Annotated in this window: 14 protein-coding genes; 6 read left to right on the top strand and 8 right to left on the bottom strand. The window is 44.1% G+C overall.

From position 1 onward, the window contains the following. Positions 1-154 precede the first annotated feature (154 nt). The 3 genes from hisC to AB5642_RS03455 all read left to right on the top strand — a co-directional run bounded on the left by hisC (position 155) and on the right by AB5642_RS03455 (position 4,364). Positions 155-1,219, top strand: a complete 1,065-nt coding sequence (gene hisC / locus AB5642_RS03465) for a histidinol-phosphate transaminase (protein WP_173717893.1) — start codon at positions 155-157, stop codon at positions 1,217-1,219. A gap of 111 nt (positions 1,220-1,330) precedes the next feature. Beyond that, positions 1,331-4,123, top strand: coding sequence for a C1 family peptidase (locus AB5642_RS03460; protein WP_173770035.1), 2,793 nt, complete (start codon positions 1,331-1,333; stop codon positions 4,121-4,123). Positions 4,124-4,211: 88 nt separating this feature from the next. Beyond that, entirely contained in the window at positions 4,212-4,364 is a 153-nt protein-coding gene (locus tag AB5642_RS03455) for a DUF6783 domain-containing protein (protein ID WP_334297236.1), read from the top strand. On the opposite strand, the gene AB5642_RS03450 is transcribed toward AB5642_RS03455, so the two are convergent. From AB5642_RS03450 to AB5642_RS03415, 8 genes are all read right to left on the bottom strand, one after another. Continuing rightward, complete coding sequence (locus AB5642_RS03450) at positions 4,357-5,427, bottom strand: type IV pilus twitching motility protein PilT (protein WP_173717895.1); 1,071 nt, start codon at positions 5,425-5,427, stop codon at positions 4,357-4,359. The two genes, AB5642_RS03455 and AB5642_RS03450, sit on opposite strands and share 8 nt — an antisense overlap. Positions 5,428-5,431: 4 nt before the next feature. After that, positions 5,432-6,049 carry a hypothetical protein gene (locus AB5642_RS03445; RefSeq protein ID WP_173773979.1) on the bottom strand — a complete coding sequence of 206 codons (618 nt, stop codon included), beginning with the start codon at positions 6,047-6,049 and terminating at the stop codon, positions 5,432-5,434. Beyond that, on the bottom strand, positions 6,046-6,507 hold the full coding sequence (locus AB5642_RS03440) for a hypothetical protein (protein WP_173773978.1): 462 nt from the start codon (positions 6,505-6,507) through the stop codon (positions 6,046-6,048). Before AB5642_RS03440 ends, AB5642_RS03445 begins: the two co-directional genes overlap by 4 nt. Before the next feature lie 61 nt (positions 6,508-6,568). After that, the gene (locus tag AB5642_RS03435; protein WP_173773977.1) at positions 6,569-7,057 is read right to left on the bottom strand and encodes a DUF4860 domain-containing protein; all 489 of its coding nucleotides are present in this window, start codon (positions 7,055-7,057) and stop codon (positions 6,569-6,571) included. Continuing rightward, the gene (locus tag AB5642_RS03430; RefSeq protein ID WP_173773976.1) at positions 7,054-7,404 is read right to left on the bottom strand and encodes a hypothetical protein; all 351 of its coding nucleotides are present in this window, start codon (positions 7,402-7,404) and stop codon (positions 7,054-7,056) included. The genes AB5642_RS03435 and AB5642_RS03430 overlap by 4 nt, the downstream gene beginning before the upstream one ends. A gap of 21 nt (positions 7,405-7,425) precedes the next feature. Continuing rightward, entirely contained in the window at positions 7,426-8,469 is a 1,044-nt protein-coding gene (locus tag AB5642_RS03425; protein WP_368371461.1) for a type II secretion system F family protein, read from the bottom strand. 74 nt (positions 8,470-8,543) lie between these two features. Next, positions 8,544-9,476, bottom strand: a complete 933-nt coding sequence (locus tag AB5642_RS03420) for a transglutaminase family protein (RefSeq protein WP_195477846.1) — start codon at positions 9,474-9,476, stop codon at positions 8,544-8,546. A 35-nt stretch (positions 9,477-9,511) separates the two neighbouring features. After that, positions 9,512-10,285 (bottom strand): GntR family transcriptional regulator, encoded by a 774-nt coding sequence (locus AB5642_RS03415; RefSeq protein ID WP_368371460.1) that lies wholly within the window; start codon positions 10,283-10,285, stop codon positions 9,512-9,514. Between the two features lie 229 nt (positions 10,286-10,514). Here AB5642_RS03415 and AB5642_RS03410 point away from each other — a divergent pair, with 229 nt between their 5' ends. The 3 genes from AB5642_RS03410 to AB5642_RS03400 are packed head-to-tail and all read left to right on the top strand — an operon-like array spanning position 10,515 to position 13,083. After that, positions 10,515-11,861, top strand: coding sequence for a glycosyl hydrolase family 28 protein (locus AB5642_RS03410; RefSeq protein ID WP_173773973.1), 1,347 nt, complete (start codon positions 10,515-10,517; stop codon positions 11,859-11,861). 30 nt (positions 11,862-11,891) lie between these two features. Continuing rightward, on the top strand, positions 11,892-12,230 hold the full coding sequence (locus tag AB5642_RS03405) for a beta-propeller fold lactonase family protein (RefSeq protein WP_173773972.1): 339 nt from the start codon (positions 11,892-11,894) through the stop codon (positions 12,228-12,230). Beyond that, complete coding sequence (locus AB5642_RS03400) at positions 12,208-13,083, top strand: LacI family DNA-binding transcriptional regulator (RefSeq protein ID WP_368371459.1); 876 nt, start codon at positions 12,208-12,210, stop codon at positions 13,081-13,083. The genes AB5642_RS03405 and AB5642_RS03400 overlap by 23 nt, the downstream gene beginning before the upstream one ends. The last annotated feature ends 120 nt before the right edge of the window (positions 13,084-13,203 follow it).

Raw genomic sequence — 13,203 nt, 5'->3', positions numbered from 1 at the left:
TAACATCGCTTGCAATCCCGAAGACAAAGATACCTAATTTGACAAACTCCAAGGAAAAAAGTAAAATACTAATAACTATGCAGAAACATGCATACTACAGATTTTTTCAAAAAGAAATTATAATAAAAATACGAAGAAGCGAGGATGGACCGAAATGAATACATGGGAAGCAAACATTCGTAAAGTAGTACCTTATACACCCGGCGAGCAGCCCAATCAGCCGGACATGATCAAGCTGAACACAAACGAGAACCCATATCCCCCTGCACCAGGCGTGGAGAAAGCATTACACGGGATTCAGCCAGATACCCTCCGCCTTTATCCGGATCCTACAGCTGGCGATCTGGTACATGCAATTGCCCGGAACTATGGACTGAAAGACGAGCAGGTTTTTGTAGGTGTTGGCTCAGATGATGTACTTGCCATGAGCTTCCTCACCTTCTTTAACTCAGATAAACCGATCCTTTTTCCAGATATCACCTATTCTTTCTATGACGTATGGGCGGATCTTTTCAGAATCCCATATGAATGTAAAGCTCTCGATGAGAACTTCTGTATCCGCAAAGAAGATTACTTCGGAGAAAACGGTGGAATTATTTTTCCGAACCCCAATGCACCTACAGGAGTGGAGCTGCCCCTCGGTGACATCGAGGAGATTCTCTTACACAACCGGGACGTCATTGTGATCGTAGATGAAGCATATGTAGATTTCGGAGCGAAATCAGCACTGGAGCTTATAGAGAAATATGACAATCTCCTGGTAGTTCAGACCTTCTCCAAATCCCGTTCCATGGCTGGAATGCGTATCGGCTTTGCGTGCGGCCATCCACAGCTGATCAGTTTTCTGAACGATGTAAAATATTCCTTCAATTCCTACACTATGGATCGTACCACTCTTGCAACCGGTGTGGCAGCTATCCAGGATAAGGCATATTTTACAGAAACCTGTGAGAAGATTATTGCTACCAGAGAATGGGCGAAGAAAGAACTGGCTGCCCTTGGTTTCACATTCCCGGATTCTAAGACCAACTTTATCTTTGCTTCTCACAAAAGCTGTCCGGCCAAAGAAATTTTTGAGGCCCTTCGTCAGGAGCATATTTATGTAAGATACTTCCCGAAGCCGAGGATTGACAATCATTTGCGGATCACGGTAGGGACTCAGGAAGAAATGGAGAAATTAATACATTTTCTGGAAAAATATCTAAAAAATCATAAATAAGTGAAAAATATCTGTTTGAACGAAAATTCTGTTCTGGTGATTTTTTAATACGCTCTGGAGCCTGTGTGAAAAATACTCCGGAACAGGAAGCTCAGAACGACAGGAGTAAATATGAAATATAAGAAATTATTGAAAAAAGCAGCTGTAAGTCTGTTACTTGCCCAGTCCCTGATTTTTACAGGCTTGCCTATTCAGGCAGCAGATATTGCCGGGCAGAGTATGGTCTGGACGGAAAGTGTGGAAATGGAAAGCGCAGGAGACGCTGCATCAGCTGTGTCGTCGGATGCGATGACTGCGGAGGAGTTTTATGTGCAGGATGATTTTTCAGCAGGTGATGATCAGTCAGGGAGCGGAAGCACTTTAGCTGATGACAGCCAGGCTAGCAATGGAAGTGTAGAAGACGGTGACAGTCAGGCTGGCAATGGAAGTGCAGAAGGCGATGACAGCCAGGCTGGCAATGGAAGTACGGAAGACGATGCCGGTCAGTCAGGCAATGCCAGCTTCACAGGCATGACAGATGGAAATCCCTCCCAATCGGAAGACCTGTCAGACGGTTTCTCAGATGGTGGTACTGATGAACTTCAGGAACAAGATTTTGGCTTTGGCAGCATGGATCCGGATTCTGCCGAAGAAGAGAAAAATGAAGACGATCTGACCGATGCGGAGATTGAGGCTCAGCTGGAGCCGATCCGTGAGCTGCAGCCCTTAAGCTATGTAGACCCGCCAGCTGGCAATGGAAACGGTGATACAGGAAGCGTAGGTGCTGCCAGAGCTGCGTCTTATCCTGCGAAATACGATCCCCGAAGCAGTCTTTCCATCCCGGTGAGAAATCAAAAGCCTTCTAATATGTGCTGGGCATACACATTGGCTGCCAACCTGGAAATCTCATTTTTGCAGGCAGGAGCTGGGCTGTTTGATCTGTCAGAAGAACATCTGGCATATTTCTTTGCCCACCGAATGAACGATCCTCTTGGAAATACAGCTAATGACAAAAACGAGGTTCTTCATTCCTACAGAGAGGGAGGCAATCAGACTCTTGCTGCTATTTTTCTGAGTACGTGGAGTGGTATGGCACTGGAGTCACAGATTCCTTATGAGACAAATGCAGATCATACCCTGGACTCTGACAAGGTGCCGTCCTCCCAAATGGCATACCAGACCACAGCATATCTGGAAAATGCGGCGTTTTCCTCTTATTCTGTAAATAACATTAAAAGTCTGATATCAGAATATGGATCTGTTTCCATGTCCTTTGGAATGTATGATACCTATTATAATCCGTATACGTATGCATACAGCTACCCGGGAAGTGCAGGCGTGAATCATGCAGTAACCCTGATTGGCTGGGATGACAATTATTCCAGGGAAAATTTCAATTCTGCCAGCAATGTTACTTCAAACGGGGCATGGATTGCCAGAAACAGCTGGGGAGATGACTGGGGAGAAGCCGGTTATTTTTATATTTCCTATGAGAATAAATGTAATTACAATATTGTAGCAGCAGAAGCCACCACCAGTCCGAAGTACCGGAACAACTATTTCTATGACGGTTCCAGTGCACTGAGCAAGCTGAAGCTGTATCCTTCCGGCAGCAGTGGGATTTCCTCCATTGCCAATGTTTTTCAGGCGAAAGCCGGAAATGGGAATGGAGAAGCCCTTGGAGAAGTGGTTCTGGCTACTTACACTGACGGAGGAAGCTACAGCATTCAGATTTATACAAATCTGAAGGATAAGAGCAATCCGGTAAGCGGAACTCCGGCCTATGCCAATCCGGTTACTTTTTATCAGGAACATGCCGGTATTTCCACAGTGGAAGTGCCAGAGGTAAATCTGATGAATGGAACTCTTTATTCGGTAGTGATCACCAATATCGGTTCAGATACGGTGGAATACCTGTGCGAGACCAACAGTGCCTATGACTGGGTAGAATTTCAGGCAGGTCTGGAGGAGAATCAGAGCTTCTGTTACCATGAAAAAAATGGCTGGAGTGATTTTTTCAAAACAAGTCCAAGTGCCTGTGTAAGAATAAAAGCTCACACAAGAACATTGAGCAACGCAGTGAATGTAACCAGACCCGCTTCGTTCCAGGCAGCAGCCAGAGCCTATAATCAGATTAGTCTGACCTGGAGTAAAGCAGATGGAGTTTCCGGATATCAGATCTATAGAAGAACCTCCGATGGAGAGTATCAGAAGGTGAAGACAGCCTCTTGGTCAGATACCGCCTGGACAGATACAAAGGTTCAGCCGGGAATTACGTATATATACAAGATTCGTGCGTACAGTATGGTAAACGGTACTGCAAAATATTCCGATTATACTGCGGAAACTGCTGCGAAGACCGTGCTTGCCACTCCGTCTGTGTCGGTGAAGGTTTCTTCCGGACTTTACAATACAGTAAACTGGAATGAGATTTCCGGTGCAGCAGGCTATGTGGTTTACAGAAAAACGGCTTCAGGAAAATGGACGAAGCTTGCAAACATAAAGAAAGCAGCCACTACATCCTACAAAGATACAAAGATAAAATCAGCTACCATTTACGAGTATACAGTAAGGGCGTATTGTACTGTGAACAAGAAAACAGTGGCAAGCAGTTACAAGTCCAGTGGAAAGTATAAATCAGCACCCTCCAGGCAGACGGTCTCGTCGGTTTCCAATACGAAGAAAGGTCTGAAATTAAAGTGGAAGGCACAGAAGAAGTGTGATGGCTATTACATTTACAAGAAGACCGGAAGCGGAAAATATAAGCTGGCGGCTACTATTAAGAAGGGAAAAACTTCCACCTGGACAGATACGAAGGTGAAAAAAGGAAAGAAGTACCGTTATTATGTGCGTGCTTATGTAAAAGAGCCAAATGGTGTTGTAAAGGGAAAGTATAAAGCATCGGCGGCTGTTACAAGAAAGTAGGAAATCAATTACAGAGAAGAAACAGAATCTGCAGTAAAGCATTGTGAAATAGAAGACAGTTTATAGTAAAAACTATGATGGCTTTTATGTGACAGAATATTTAGATACTAGAGCGTGTTTGAAAAAGCATTCCCGCAATCTATACGCCCCACTTTGCGGTATATTTTGCCCGAATTGTGACGCACATCTTGCAGAAAGCCTTTTTCAGACACGCTTTAAAAAACGGAAGCCCATTACATGAGCTTCCGTTTTAACATTTCTGGATTAGATGAATATTTAAGTGCAGTTTCTTTTGTGATCTGGCGGTTTCGATAAAGCTCCAGCAGGCTGTTATCCATGGATTTCATGTCTGCCTGGGAGGAAGAGGCAATCACACCATCAATCTGATAAATCTTGTTGTCGCGGATCATATTTCGGATGGCAGGGGTAAGCCTCATAATCTCAAAAACCGGAATATTGTGTCCATTCACATCCGGCACCAGCTGTTGGGAAATGACAGTCTGCAGAACCATGGAAAGCTGAATAGCAATCTGATGCTGCTGGCTGGGCTCGAAAACATCCATAATACGGCTGATGGTATTGGCAGCTCCGGTAGTATGAAGGCTGGAAAGAATCAGATGTCCGGTCTCAGCAGCAGTCATGGCAGTCTGGATAGTCTCGTGGTCACGCATTTCTCCAAGCAGGATCACATCCGGGCTCTGACGCAGGGTGGCACGCAGGGAAACCAGATAATTGGCAGTATCCGTACAGATCTCTCGCTGGCTGACAATGCATTTGTCATGTCTGTGCAGGTATTCCAAAGGGTCTTCCAGTGTGATGATATGTCCTTCACGGCTGTGATTGATCTTGTCGATGATACAAGCCATGGTGGTGGATTTTCCGCTTCCGGCAGGACCTGTGATCAGAACCATTCCCTTGGTAAGATCAGCTGCTTCCATAACAGCTGGAGGAATGTGCAGATCCTGCGGATCAGGAAGATTAAATGCAATAATACGGATGACAGCGGCAAGAGAACCACGCTGCCGGTATGTATTTACACGAAATCTTGAGAGACCAGGGATAGCCATGGAAAAGTCATCGTCACCGGTTTCCAGCATAGGCTCTATATTCCGGTCGTGAGCAAGCTTGTAAATGATCCGGATAAATTCATCTGTCTCCGGAGGCATGAGCCGTTCTTCAAAACCATCCAGCGTACAGAGCTTTCCGTCAATTTTTACAGAAAGGGGACGACCGGCAATAATAAATATATCAGAGGCTTTTTTCTGAGTGGCAAGCTCCAGAAAAGCCTTTACTTTTTCTTCCATAAAATTATTCTCCTTTGTAGACAGACTGGCTGTTGTCCGGATTCCAGTCTGCAGTTACAACCGTATTCCAGGAGAGGATCCCGGCGATATTGCTGCTGGTTACGTCCAGTCCTACATTATTTGTTACAGTACAGTCAGAGGTAATGGTATCAGAGGCAATGGTATCAGAAACAATGGTATCAGAGGCAGCGGTATCAGAAGCAACGTTATTAGAGGCAGTGGAATCAGCTGTACAGTCAGTCCAGAATACAGCAATTTTCACAGCCAGACTCTGGGTGTCGGAAAATGCTTTTACATATTCAGCAGTATGTTCCTCTGAATTCCATTCTACATTCTCCTGTGAGTTCAGATAATCGGAGACGAGCTGGTAATATGCAGTCTCTGTTTTTGCCTGCTCCTGAAATCCTTCCAATGTCTGAACCAGCTCTGAGTAAAAATCAGCTGCCTCACTGCAGGCATTATAATAAGCTGAGGTCTGCTCCAGGGAAAGGCTGCTGGCGCACAGATCCTGCCTGGAAGTACCATAGCCCAGCAAGGACAGGATCACCAGCATAAGAACTCCAAAGATTAGAAAAAGGGAAGGAATTCCAGTTGCGGAAAAAAGATGATTCTTTTCTTTCATGAATCTGCTCCCTCCTTTGTGGAAAAAACTGGAAAGCGAATTGTCTGTGCATAAAGACTGGGTTCCTCATTTGCATTCTGGAGTTTTACAAAAGTGATCTGAACTTCTTTGACCTTGTCAGAAGCAGAGCAGACAAGCCTCATTTTATAAAATGCGTTTTCCTCAGACGTATTCTGCCAGTGCCTGTCAAAATAATAGCAAATACTGTCCTGATCTGCAACTCCATCTGGCATCAGTGCCAGAAAATTTTGGACAGTGCCGTCAGTTCCTTCCAGAATTTCACCGGTACTGGTGATAAGCTCCTGGATATGAGAGTCCTCCCGGGCATGTACCCTTGCCATGTAGGAAGCCGCAAACAGTCTTACGCAGACACCGCAGGTCAGTCCCAGAAAAAGAAGGACAAATATCATTTCCATAAGAAAAAGCCCGGATTTGGAATGGGTAGTGATTTTTTTCATAAAAACTTCCTTTCAGCACATCATTCAGAAGTGACCAGCCCCAAATTCAGGAGCCTGCGAATCAGGCAGGAACCCCTGGATGAAGCAGAAAACTGGAACAATGTCCATCTGTGTCCGTTAATGTGATTCTGTAAAAAGTGTTTTCTAAAGCGTCAATCTGGAAATCCTGAAGCTGTGCGAGGTTGGTCCCCATAGAAAGATCGGCCTGGGAATCCGATGCTGTAAAAAGCTCTTTTAAATGACTGCCATCAAAATAAATGTAAGTGCAGTAATCTTTCCCCTCAATAGCTTCCTGAAAGCAAAGAACCTGTGTTCCCTGAAGCTCTGTACGGGAGGTCATTCCGGGAATATCGTGCTGACGAAACTTGGTAGTGATGTAAGAGGCTGCCGTATAAAGGTTGTTATTAGTGTCCAGGCTTTTTACAGAGGCCTGATAGTTCCCGGCACCAAAAAGCATCAGAAATAGAAGAAACAGCACATACATTGCAAAAAGCAGCAAAGCTGCCAGTGAATCAATGCTGTGGTTCTTCCGGGTAAATCTGGAATTCATCTGGCACCTCCTTTTCTGGCATTTACCGGAAGTACGCTGATCGATGGCAGAAGATTGGATCCGTTTGGAACATATTCTACCACAAATTTCTCAGAATCATAGGTAATATGGTAATCCGAAAGCAATTCATCCAGGCTCTGAGGGTATTGGCCTGTGAGGGCGTAGGTGCGGATGGCACCTCCTTCAAGCGCCTGCGTTAAAGTAACCTGTTCTTTTTCCAGGGAATCAGTCTGTGTACGTGCAATTCCAAGATAGAAGATCAGGCAGAGGACTGCAGCGAACAGGATTGGAACAATAAAGCGGAAAATCCGCCTGATACGAATGAGTCTGGTTTCAAATATATCCATTTTCACTCTCCCTTACAGCTGTTATGCGATCATTTCAGATAACAGTCCCAGCAGCGGCATCATAACAGAAAGAAGGACCAGTCCTACAAGAATTGAAAGGACGATCACAATAGTAGGCTCCAAAATTGACACAATATGGGAAACAGAGTCTGTGGATTTCTCTTCATACTGCTCAGCCAGTTTTTCCATTACTTCGTCAGATGCACCAGCCTGAAAACCAAGGGAGATCAGACGAAGCTCCATAGCCTTAAAAAGTCCGGATTCCGTGATGGCTTCTGTAAATCCATATCCTTCCGCGAGCTGCTTCTGAATGGAAGCAAGCTTTTCCCTGGTCTCAGTCTGGGAGACAACAGCGCCTGCCAGTTCCACACAAAGCTCAGGGGAAAGTCCGCTTCGGATTCCCAGGGAAATACATTGGCAAAGACGACTGTAATCCAGATTTACCGGAATTTCCTTCATGCCTGGAAAACGGCAGACGATTTTGCGGATCAGTTCCTGCCCCTTTGGGTGAAGAACCAGGAAAAGGATAAAGCCGATCATCGCGGCCAAAAGAACAAGGAAGGCAGTAGAATAGCGGCTAAGTGTTTCGCCGATTCCAAGAAGGGCACCGGAGATTCCGCTCATTTCCAGTCCAAGCTGGCGGAAAACCTGGCGGAAAACCGGGAGAACCTTTACAAGAAGAATTACAATAACCGCAGTCATCATGCCCAGCATAACAAGGGGATAGGCGACTGCACTCTGGATCTGGTCTGTGATCTGAATCTCCTTCGTATAGAAAGCAGACAGACCCTTCATAACCTCATCCAGACAGCCGGTCTCTTCGCCGGTGCGTACATAGGCAGCAGCAGAAGCAGGAAAAGCACCGGATTGTTCCATGGCGTGCGCCAGAGAGCCGGATTCCTCCATGTCTTTATAAAGAAAGGTCAAAATTTCTTTGCCCCGTTCTGTCTGGCTGTCGTCATTTAAGATGGCAAGTCCCTCAATGGCGGACATTCCGGAACGTAATATGATGGAAAACTGTTCACAGAATTGAAACAGCTCCCGATTGTTTAATTTGGTAATCATATAAAGTCCTCTCTGAAAAAACATCAGGCAGATCCTGAAAAAATCCATGAACCTGCAAGGCGTTTTTCGTTGTGCTATCGGGTAAACTGCAGCGTATAATTTGCGCTGTCACCGATATAGGAATTGATAAGCTCTTCATCTTCACTGTTGGCGGTAAAGGTTGGATCCATGCGGTTCCATTTCTCCCCGTCATAGGTAATTGCCTGTTCCACCCACCCTTTTCCACGTATGTAAACATCAATCCAGGCATGCTTGATGTCACCTGCATATCCGATCTGAAGCTTACAGGGAATATCCCGGCTTCGCAGCATTGCCGTCATCAGGGCAGCATAATCAAAACAGATTCCCTTTCCGGTAGAGAGGGTTTCGTCTATATCAGGAAGATAGCCGGTCTCAACGGTAGCTGCTTTGTCCTCGTCGTAGGTGACGTGCTGGGTTACATACTGGAAAACGGTGTCAATGCTTTCCTGTTCTGTGGCATCCTCTGCCAGAAGAGAAAGAGCCAGCTTGCAGGCTTCTGAGTCCGGGGTGAAATTTACATACTGGTTCGGATACAAAAACGGAAGAAATTCATTTTCCAGGGAAACCTCCAGGGCCTGAGCAAAAAGTGCGGCATACTGGCTGCCATTTACCTGCTCGTAACAGGATATCTGGTAGGTGCCGCTTCCACTGGTAAACGGAATGACAGCACTTTCGCCGGAGCTTACAAAATAAGAATAAACAACGCCGTCATCCGCGGAAAGCTGGATGTTTTTGGTGGTACCATTGCTGTCACTGACAGCAGTCAGATATCCCTGACTGATGTTGGAAATATCCAGTATCAGAGGTGAATATCCTATGGTGTCTGTCCCGGGGGCTTCCGGAACCAGAACCTTCAGCGGGGAAAAAACAGGCGGTTCTTCGCCGGAACCGGAGCTGCTGTTCTGACCGCAGCCTGCAGCTGGGAAAACTATTAGCAGGCAAAATAGAAATAAGCAAAGCAGAAGGGCCGAAATGCGTTTAGACATAGCGCCGCTCCTTTTTATAAGTTGATCATTCATTTTCAAACACGTTCCAGGGATTTTTGAAATTCGGGAAGATCGTACCATGCTGGTGGTTCCTTCATACGAACCACGAAATGGCATAGATCAGGACGGATCCTGGCTTCCAGGTATTCCATAGGACCCAGGGAACAGTGTGCTGTTCTGGTGTTGAAAAAAATAGGAGATCCCGGTTCAATGTTGAGAATCTGTGCATCAAGGAAATCAGCTGAGCTGATGTTGATGTGTTCTTCGCCAGTTTCAAATTTAATTCCGTAGTGCTTCTGAATAAAGTAATAGAGATCTACAAGCTGTTCGCGGTAGGTATCTAAATCCGGGAAAAAATCAATGCGGATATAATTTGTCTGGATTATCACAGGCTGTTCATTGGAGGAAACCACTCTTTGAAGGCGGAAGACTTCTGTTCCTTCATTAAGGTCCAACGCACTGGCGACCTGGCTGTTTGCAGGAATACGGTCAATCCAGGTTCCGCTGATGGCCAGGGCGGCATTATCTGGAAACAGAGTGTTTATGTCTATTACGTTATGAAATTTTGAGAAGTTGGTAAGCTCCCGTTCTTTGGGATTGATCACCTGTGTGCCGGCACCCTGCTTTACCTTTATGCGTTTGTCTTTAACCAGAAGGTCAATAGCATGCCGGACCGTCGTACGGCTTACCGAAAACATTTTTCCAAGCTCATCTTCTGTGGGAAGATAGGAACCTATGGGATAAACGTTATTATCTATATCGGATTTTAATTTGTTATAACATTTCTTATATGCAGGAATTTTTTCCATAATGTTTCCTTTCAAAATAAGGTTGTTTAGTAACCTATAGTATATATATATCAAACAAATAAGTCAAACAGTAATTGAAAAAACAGAGGGACTTATACAAAATGCATAAAAAAAAGCAAAGTATCTTGTTAAATAAAACACTTTACTAAAAAAGAAAAACATTGTATAGTAATGTTTGTAAACATAATTATGAATTTTAAAAATAAATGAAATATAAAGGAGAAACATAATGATGAAAAAACAGGAATTTGTACCGCGAAAGATAAGCGAGAAACCACTGTATGAACTGAAATCAGTGGAAGATATTCCGGTATCAGAGCTGTATCAGGTTAAGATAAACGGAAAGGAACAGCGAGTATATCATACGGAATTTTTTGATTTTGTTTCTTTCTTGGATGAAAATGAAAAGGCAGAGGTAGAAGTTACAGTAAACGAACCATTTCAGAAGGCTGTTATCCGTCCTGCAGCAGCACAGATACCGTTCGAAGAAGAGGGGAACAAAATCAGTATAAGCCTTCCTGCCGGAAAGAGAATTACTCTTGAACTGGACGATAAACTGGAGTCACCACTTTATGTTCTTCCTGGAAAATACATACCGAAGCCTGAGAATGCCACTTATGTATTTGAAAGTGGAAAAGCCTACAATGTGGGATGCCTTCAGCTTAATTCTGACGAAACTGTTTATATAGAGTACGGAGCAGTTGTAAGCGGAAGAATCTATTCCAGAATGGCAGACAGAGTCCGTATTCTGGGAAATGGAATCCTGTATGGAGGAAACTGGCATGCATGGGACGAAAATGGAGCAGAGCAGCTGATCGTTCCTGTATTGGGTGAGAACATTGAAATACGCGGAATCACACTTCTGGATGGTGGTTCCTGGCATATTGTTCCGGTTGCATGTAAAAATGTTCTGATTGAAGACGTAAATGTTCTGGGAAAAGTGATCACAGGAGATGGCGTCGATATAGTCGGATGTGAGAATGTAGTGCTTCGTAATTGCTTTATAAGGGCAAATGATGATTGTATATCTATTAAGGCTGTGGAATTCCAGGATCCGTCAGGCTGCACAGATGTGAAACATATCCTTGTTGAGGATTGCCTGTTCTGGAATGCAGAATTTGGAAACACACTTGAAATCGGATATGAAACCAGGTGTGACGAAATTACAGATGTTGTTTTCAGAAATTGTGATGTTGTACATTGCCAGTATGAGGGCAATCAGTCAGGTGGAGTACTGACAATTCATAACGCTGACCGTGCCCATGTACATGATATTGTTTATGAAAACATCCGAATTGAAGATGCCCAGGAAAAATTTATTGATATTAAAACTCTTGATTCCAAGTATTCACGAGACAGGGAAAGAGGCATGGTAAATGATATTTTCTTTAAAAATATTGAAATTACAGAAGGCACTTTTCCAGTATCCATTATACGTGGTTTTGAGATGAAAAATGAAGTGTGCAGACCTCATGGCTTCTATTTTGACAATGTGGTAATTCATGGAAAAAAGGTGATGTCACCAGGTGAATTACACATGGTTGTGGAATTGTCAGATGAACTGAAATTCCAGTAAAAGGAATTAACAAAGGAGATGGAAGAAAGCATGGATATTTTGCTTATCGGAACCTATACACAGCATGATGCCCCTGCTGTATTGGAGAAACAGGAGCTTGGAAAAGGTATCTATCTGATTCCGTATAATGAGATCCTAGGAGATGTTGCAGGAACTCCTCTTATCATACAAATGCAGAATCCTTCCTGGGGTTGTCTGGTGAAGAACCGGCTTTTTGCGGTAAGTGAAAGTGAAAATGCTGCGGAAATTGTGGAATATGAAGTAGGGGTTCAGGAAGAAAGGCTTACAGCAGAGAAAAAGGCAGGTCTTCAGATGCCTGGAAAAGCATCCTGTCATATTGAAAAGGATGAAAAATCTGAAAAGGGCTGATTCCAATACGATCGCAGTTATAATAAAAGAAATCAGCAACTCATACTGGGGTGTTATGCTGCATGTATTGGAGCGGGAAGCCCGTGACAGGAAATATTGCCTGGTATTGCAGAATGTAGCAGATGATGAAGACGAAGTTGAGCTTGCCCTTCAGCTGGAAAAAGAGAAAAAAGTCAAAGGAATCATATTTCTTGGAGGTATGTATAATTATGACGAGTCAAGGCTGAGAATGCTGAGAGTTCCGTATGTGATCAGTGATTCCGGAAAAACAGTTCCGGAGGATACAGGAACTTATCCTAAAAGTGCCCTTGTGACGACTGATACAGAGATTGAGAGCCAGAGTATGGTTGATTATCTGTGCAGCTGCGGACATAAAAGGATCGCCTTTATTACTTCCGGAGATGAAGGTCTTGGAAGATGCCATCTCAATGGCTATAAAAGGTCACTGGAGAAAAATGGACTGGAGTACGATGAGAAGCTTATAATTCGTTTAAAACCAGGTAAAAGAATTTATACGATTGAGAATGGTTATAACTGTACCTGTGAGCTTTTGAAATCGGGGGTGGAGTTTTCCTGCATTTATGCAATTTCAGATACTTTGGCGGTAGGAGCATGCAGAGCAGTTATTGACAGCGGCAAAAGAGTACCGGAGGATTATTGTGTGGCAGGAGCAGATGGTCAGGACATTGCGGAATATTATCATCCATCCATCACAACATTAAAATATCCAAGAGTGGAAATTGCCCTTCAGAGCGTCCGTACCTTGTTTGATCTGATCAACCGGAAAAAGGTAGTGAAACGGCAAATACTGGGCGGAACTCTTATAGAGCGGGAGTCTACGCGCAAACTGTAATGCGTGTCTGCTGTCCTCCAGACATCGAAAAGGAATCTGTGAAAATATTTGAGAATGATTATCATGCGTTACAATCAGCTCAGATATTTTTGCAGATTTTTTGCTTTCGTACTTTTTAGA

Source organism: Ruminococcus sp. 1001136sp1_2201st1_G3_2201SCRN_220225 (assembly GCF_040924365.1).
Taxonomy (GTDB): domain Bacteria; phylum Bacillota; class Clostridia; order Lachnospirales; family Lachnospiraceae; genus Blautia_A; species Blautia_A faecis.
The sequence above is the reverse complement of the archived record's forward strand: the minus strand, read 5'-3'. Positions and strand labels throughout refer to the sequence as shown.

What these genes read in the sequence shown, in the direction of transcription:
- hisC (WP_173717893.1), top strand. Translation starts at nt 155, where the DNA reads ATGAATACATGGGAAGCAAACATTCGTAAAGTAGTACCTTATACACCC.
- AB5642_RS03460 (WP_173770035.1), top strand. Translation starts at nt 1,331, where the DNA reads ATGAAATATAAGAAATTATTGAAAAAAGCAGCTGTAAGTCTGTTACTT.
- AB5642_RS03450 (WP_173717895.1), bottom strand. Translation starts at nt 5,427, where the DNA reads ATGGAAGAAAAAGTAAAGGCTTTTCTGGAGCTTGCCACTCAGAAAAAA.
- AB5642_RS03445 (WP_173773979.1), bottom strand. Translation starts at nt 6,049, where the DNA reads ATGAAAGAAAAGAATCATCTTTTTTCCGCAACTGGAATTCCTTCCCTT.
- AB5642_RS03440 (WP_173773978.1), bottom strand. Translation starts at nt 6,507, where the DNA reads ATGAAAAAAATCACTACCCATTCCAAATCCGGGCTTTTTCTTATGGAA.
- AB5642_RS03435 (WP_173773977.1), bottom strand. Translation starts at nt 7,057, where the DNA reads ATGAATTCCAGATTTACCCGGAAGAACCACAGCATTGATTCACTGGCA.
- AB5642_RS03430 (WP_173773976.1), bottom strand. Translation starts at nt 7,404, where the DNA reads ATGGATATATTTGAAACCAGACTCATTCGTATCAGGCGGATTTTCCGC.
- AB5642_RS03425 (WP_368371461.1), bottom strand. Translation starts at nt 8,469, where the DNA reads ATGATTACCAAATTAAACAATCGGGAGCTGTTTCAATTCTGTGAACAG.
- AB5642_RS03420 (WP_195477846.1), bottom strand. Translation starts at nt 9,476, where the DNA reads ATGTCTAAACGCATTTCGGCCCTTCTGCTTTGCTTATTTCTATTTTGC.
- AB5642_RS03415 (WP_368371460.1), bottom strand. Translation starts at nt 10,285, where the DNA reads ATGGAAAAAATTCCTGCATATAAGAAATGTTATAACAAATTAAAATCC.
- AB5642_RS03410 (WP_173773973.1), top strand. Translation starts at nt 10,515, where the DNA reads ATGATGAAAAAACAGGAATTTGTACCGCGAAAGATAAGCGAGAAACCA.
- AB5642_RS03405 (WP_173773972.1), top strand. Translation starts at nt 11,892, where the DNA reads ATGGATATTTTGCTTATCGGAACCTATACACAGCATGATGCCCCTGCT.
- AB5642_RS03400 (WP_368371459.1), top strand. Translation starts at nt 12,208, where the DNA reads ATGAAAAATCTGAAAAGGGCTGATTCCAATACGATCGCAGTTATAATA.